At 35.3% G+C, this 272-nt stretch carries 1 protein-coding gene; it reads right to left on the reverse strand.

Annotated features, from left to right (window positions below; all coding sequences use genetic code 11):
- Positions 1–272 (reverse strand): hypothetical protein (locus AAEY83_RS15055; protein WP_351060170.1); only part of this gene is annotated, 272 nt, incomplete at both ends.

The following is a 272-nucleotide window of genomic DNA, read 5'->3' on the forward strand; positions in this document are numbered from 1 at the left end:
CATGCTAGCTTCGAGATAGTTAGTGTAAGCTTGTTTGTTTTTTCCTGAACTTTCATCTAAATAGGTATCTATTCCTTGAACTATTACTGAGTAGTAAAGAGATAATGGCATTTCGCCCGCAAAGGTGTAACCAAGACCGACATCAATAAAGTTTCCGGTTTTATCCGGATCGCTTGAATAGTCAAAAATATCTACATTATTAATCGACGAGTGGTTACCATGATTAACAATTTCAATGAACAGCTGCTCTGAAAACTTATAAGAAGCAAAAT

This window comes from Psychrobacter sp. TB20-MNA-CIBAN-0197 (assembly GCF_040309765.1).
GTDB classification, from domain to species: domain Bacteria; phylum Pseudomonadota; class Gammaproteobacteria; order Pseudomonadales; family Moraxellaceae; genus Psychrobacter; species Psychrobacter submarinus.